Raw genomic sequence first — 3930 nt, 5'->3', positions numbered from 1 at the left:
TGCGCGGCGAGCTGGTCGAGAAGAGCCCCGACGGGCGGGGTCCCCTGGTTCTCGTCTCCCTCGGTGAGCGCGCCGTGCGCCGCCCCCGCCGCGAGCCGCAGCTCCTCCGAGTCCGTGAGCCTGCGGATCCGCGCATCGAGCTCGGTGTCCTCGCCGGGCTGTGGGTCGAGTCCCTCGATCTCCGCGAGCCCCATGCCGAGCATGTCGGCTTCCTGCGCCATCTCTCGAGCCGATGCGGTGCGCACGGCGAGATCCTTCTCCGCCGCGCGCCACTGCGCGTAGACCTTGCGGTAGCGATCGAGCGCCTTGCGCGTCGCTGCGCCGCCGAAGGTATCGACGGCATCGCGCTGCCGCTCGGGCTGGAGCAGCCGCAACTGGTCGTTCTGCCCGTGCACCGTGAGCAGCGGGCCGCAGAATCGGGAGAGCGTGCCCACGGGGACCGCGCGGCCGCCGAGCTGACCGCGGGAGCGACCGTCCTTCGACACGCGGCGCGAGGCGATGACGGTGCCGTCCTGGTCGGCCTCGCCGTCCGCCTCCTCGACTATGGCGCCGGCCGCGGCGCGATCGGGAGCTCCGACGTCATCCAGATCGAAACGGCCCTCGACGAGCGCGCGCTCGGCCCCACGTCGAACACGCGAGGCGTCCGCCCGGGATCCGGTGAGGAGGCGCAAGCCCGTGACGACCATGGTCTTTCCCGCGCCCGTCTCGCCCGTGAGGACCGACAGTCCCGGAGAGAATTCTGCGACGGCGCGGTCGATGACCCCGAGTCCGCTGATGGAGAGTTCTGTGAGCACGCGCCCCAGGGTATTAGAGACCCGGATTGTGCGGTTGGTGCTCCCTGCCCCGCCAGCCGGTCACGGGCAGCCGGAACTTGCGCACGAGGCGGTCGGTGAACGGCGAATCGTCGAGCCGCACCCACTTGACGTCGCGGGAGCCGGCGGCGATCTCGACTCGCGCCCCCTCCGGGACCGGAGCCGAACGCCGGCCGTCGAACGACGCGAGAGCGCGCTGCGATTTCGCGGATACCTCGACGGCGACACGACTGAGCGGGGAGACCACGAGCGGCCGCGCGAAAAGCGCGTGCGCGTTGTTGGGGACCACGAGCATCGCGTCGAGCTCCGGCCACACGATGGGGCCGCCGGAGCTGAACGAATATGCGGTCGAACCCGTGGGAGTCGACACCATGACCCCGTCGCAGCCGAAATCCGAGACCGGCCTGTCGTCGACCTCGAGGGAGACCTCGAGCACGCCGTAACGCTCGATCTTCTCGATGCTCACCTCGTTGAGCGCCCAGTTCGTGGAGAGCTGCTCGTTGCCGCGGTAGACGGTCGCCTCGACCGTCATCCGATTGACCACGTGGTAGCTGCGATCGACGATCTGCTGGACGACGCCGGGCAGCGAGGAGACCTCGGATTCGGCGAGGAAACCGATGTGCCCGAGATTGACGCCGAGCACAGGCACGTCCGCGGCGCGCGCGTATTCCGCCGCGCGGAGAAAGGTGCCGTCTCCGCCCAGTACGAGGACGATTTCGCAGTCCTCGGCCGCGGCGAGTGTCGAGCCGACGATTTCGATCTCGTGGCCGGCGAGCCTGCCCGTGCCCGTCTCGCCGATGGAGACGCCGGGCAGCGGCCTGCGTTGGATCTCCGCGCCCGCGAGCGCGAGGAAGGTCTGCTCGACCATCCGCACGACCACGTTGTAGCGGATGCATTCCTCGATCACGTGGGAGACGGCCGAGATGCTCTCGTCGCGCGAGATGTTCGCCTCGACGAGGATGCGACGCTGCAGCGAGGTGGGGCTCATCGGTCCTGAGGTCCTTCCTTGACGGCCCGCTCGATGAGCGGGCGCGGTGCAGGCGCGGGTCGGTGTAGGTTGTGCGGCGCTTCTCCCACAGTAATTGCTTCGAGTCCCAGGGGTCGGCGCAGCCACAGGAAGAACTCGACGTTACCGCTCGGCCCGGGCAGTGGGCTGGCCGTAGCTCCGCGAACCTCGAGGCCGAGCGCCTCGGCGCAGCGAGCGACATGCTCGACGGCACCCGCGCGCAGCGCCGCGTCCCGCACCACGCCTCCGCTGCCCAGCCGGTCCTTCCCCACCTCGAACTGCGGCTTGACCATCGGTAGAAGGTCCCCGCCGGGTCGGGTGCAGCGCGCGAGCGCCGGCAGGACGAGCGTGAGGGAGATGAAGGACAGGTCCGAGACCACGAGGTCGACCGGGCCGCCGATGGACTCCTCATCGAGCGCGCGAACATTGGTCTTGTCGAGGACGTCGACCCGCTCGTCGTTCTGCAGGCGCCATACGAGCTGTCCGTAGCCGACATCCGCGGCGACCACGCGGTCCGCCCCGCGGGCGAGGAGGACGTCGGTGAACCCGCCGGTCGAAGCTCCCGCATCGAGGCAGCGTGCGCCCTGGACCCGGATGTTGTCGCCGAACGCCTCGAGCGCGCCGATGAGCTTGTGCGCTCCGCGCGAGGCCCACTGCGGAGCCGCGTCCCTGATGGCGATGGACGTGTCGGGCTCGACCTGGGTGGCGGGTTTGTGGGCGACTACCCCGTTGACGACGACGTTCCCCGCGTCGATGAGGGCGCGCGCCCTCTCGCGCGAGTCCACGATCTTGCGCCGGACCAGCTCGGAGTCCAGGCGCATTCGCTTCGGTGCCGGCACTGTTTTGTTCTCCTGTCTTCGGCGTCCGATCGCGGCTCAGCCCCGGCCGGAGTCCAACGTCTGTAGAGCCTCGGCGAGCGCGTCGTGGGCGGAGTCGAGAGCGGCGAGCTGGGAGTCGGTAACCTCGAGGGCCTCGCGCGGATTCTGGCCGACAGGCAGGGCGTCCTCGCCCGACCGGGATTCCGCAGCGCCTCCCCGCTCTCCTTCGGCCCCCACAGCGGCTTCATCGGAGCCGTCGGCCGCCTCCATCTCCGGTACTGCGGCCTCGTCGATCTCGCCGAGATCGACGAGCCTGCCGCCCTCCACGACCTCATCGAGGAGCGCCGTCACATATTCGCGAAGCGCCTCGAGGTCGGGCTGCCCGCCGCGGGCGACCGAACCGGGATCCGGAGTGCCCTGTTCGGCCATCAGCGGACCGCCTGCGCAGTGGGGACGACGGGGAGGCCGAGCGCATCCATGCCGGCGGCCACGTAGGTCGGGCGGTGCGTGGAATCGGCGGCCGCGGCGTCGTCGGAGTCGGACACGCCGGTGAGCACCATGAGCGTGTCCATGCCCGCGGCGACGCCGCCAGCGATGTCCGTGTCGAGCCGATCGCCGACGACGAGAGGCTTGCGCGAACCGATCATCTCGGCCGCGCGGCGCATGATCTCGCTGCCGGGCTTGCCGGCGACCTCGGGACGGCGGTCGGTGGCGGCGACGAGGGCGGCGACGAGCGAGCCGTTGCCGGGAAGGAAGCCGCGCTCAGTGGGCAGGGTGGCGTCCGTATTCGAGGCGACCCAGCGGGCACCGGCACGGATGGCGAGAGAACCCTCCGCGAGTTCGGCCCAGGTGAGCTGCTTGCTCAGACCCTGCAGCACGACTTCCGGGGCGTCGTCCGCGCTGTTCACGACCTCGAATCCCGCCTCGGCGGCCAGATCAGCGAACGCCGGAGCCCCGACGACGAGGACCCGGGTCCCGGCCGGCACGGTTTCCGCGACCATCGATACGGCCGCCTGGGCGCTGTTGATGACATTGGACAGGTCTGCCGCGTAACCGTGGGATACGAGGCCCTCGACAATCTCCGCGGGAGACTTGCTCGCGTTGTTGGTGACGAATGCGACGGGCACACCGGCCGCCGCGAGCGCCTCGGGGGCGAACTCCACGGTCTCGTTGCCGCGGATCAGCGTCCCGTCGAGGTCGACGAGAAGGCCGTCGTATCCATCGACAAGGGGTGCCGAAGACGAGTCCCCGGCGCCGGGATCGAGTCGGTACGCGTTCCTGTAATCGACTGTCG

The 3930-nt window shown here is 70.2% G+C and carries 5 protein-coding genes; all 5 read right to left on the bottom strand.

What is annotated here, in order from left to right; genetic code table 11:
* On the bottom strand, positions 1–794 hold a 794-nt coding region (locus V7E05_RS13905; protein WP_333620225.1), incomplete at its 3' end, for an AAA family ATPase.
* Between the two features lie 13 nt (positions 795–807).
* Entirely contained in the window at positions 808–1800 is a 993-nt protein-coding gene (locus tag V7E05_RS13900) for an NAD kinase (protein WP_333620224.1), read from the bottom strand.
* Complete coding sequence (locus V7E05_RS13895) at positions 1797–2639, bottom strand: TlyA family RNA methyltransferase (RefSeq protein WP_333620226.1); 843 nt, start codon at positions 2637–2639, stop codon at positions 1797–1799. Before V7E05_RS13895 ends, V7E05_RS13900 begins: the two co-directional genes overlap by 4 nt.
* Positions 2640–2693: 54 nt before the next feature.
* On the bottom strand, positions 2694–3065 hold the full coding sequence (locus V7E05_RS13890; RefSeq protein ID WP_333620223.1) for a hypothetical protein: 372 nt from the start codon (positions 3063–3065) through the stop codon (positions 2694–2696).
* The coding region (locus V7E05_RS13885; protein WP_333620222.1) for an HAD-IIA family hydrolase at positions 3065–3930 on the bottom strand (866 nt) is incomplete at its 5' end. The genes V7E05_RS13890 and V7E05_RS13885, both read right to left, overlap by 1 nt.

The organism is Dietzia sp., assembly GCF_036741115.1.
In the GTDB taxonomy this organism is placed as follows: domain Bacteria; phylum Actinomycetota; class Actinomycetes; order Mycobacteriales; family Mycobacteriaceae; genus Dietzia.
Note: the sequence above shows the minus strand (reverse complement) of the source record. Positions and strands in the feature narration are given on the sequence as shown.

What these genes read in the sequence shown, in the direction of transcription:
- V7E05_RS13900 (WP_333620224.1), bottom strand. Translation starts at nt 1,800, where the DNA reads ATGAGCCCCACCTCGCTGCAGCGTCGCATCCTCGTCGAGGCGAACATC.
- V7E05_RS13895 (WP_333620226.1), bottom strand. Translation starts at nt 2,639, where the DNA reads ATGCGCCTGGACTCCGAGCTGGTCCGGCGCAAGATCGTGGACTCGCGC.
- V7E05_RS13890 (WP_333620223.1), bottom strand. Translation starts at nt 3,065, where the DNA reads ATGGCCGAACAGGGCACTCCGGATCCCGGTTCGGTCGCCCGCGGCGGG.